The organism is Methylobacterium sp. J-067 (assembly GCF_022829465.1).
Taxonomy (GTDB): Bacteria; Pseudomonadota; Alphaproteobacteria; order Rhizobiales; family Beijerinckiaceae; genus Methylobacterium; species Methylobacterium litchii.
This window is the reverse complement of sequence record NZ_JAKSXZ010000023.1, coordinates 1-397: the sequence shown is the minus strand read 5'-3', so window position 1 is coordinate 397 and position 397 is coordinate 1. Positions and strand designations below refer to the sequence as shown.

Sequence of the window (397 nt, the reverse complement as noted above, 5' to 3'; positions counted from 1 at the left end):
GTGACGTAGCAGCCGAGGCTGTCCGAGGCCGAGAGGCCCGGCCGCTCGCCGATCAGCACCACCACCGCCCGCGCCTTCAGCCGCGCGCCCACGGGATCGCCGAGCGCCACCCGCGCCTGGGTCGCGATGACGAGGGGCGCGAGGCTCCAGCCGGCCCGCTTCGCCCGCGCCCCTCGTCATCGCGACCCAGGCGCGGGTGGCGCGCGGCGATCCCGTGGGCGCGCGGCTGAAGGCGCGGGCGGTGGTGTTTCTGATCGGCGAGCGGCCCTGCCCCTCCGCCTCCCACCGCCTCCGGTGCTACGTCCCCTTCGCGCCGCACCCGCGCCTCCCTGCTTACCGGCCCTCCTGCACCTCCACCTACCTCCGATACGGCTTACACACAGCCGAGTCCCCAGCG

At 75.8% G+C, this 397-nt stretch carries 1 protein-coding gene and 1 pseudogene; one reads left to right on the top strand and one right to left on the bottom strand.

Annotated elements, in window-relative coordinates:
• A pseudogene (locus MKK52_RS01200) lies at positions 1 to 164 on the bottom strand (ethanolamine ammonia-lyase light chain EutC); the annotation flags it as partial.
• A gap of 32 nt (positions 165 to 196) precedes the next feature.
• On the opposite strand from MKK52_RS01200, the gene MKK52_RS01195 reads away from it, so the two are divergent.
• The coding region (locus tag MKK52_RS01195) for an ethanolamine ammonia-lyase light chain EutC (RefSeq protein WP_313898718.1) at positions 197 to 397 on the top strand (201 nt) is incomplete at its 3' end.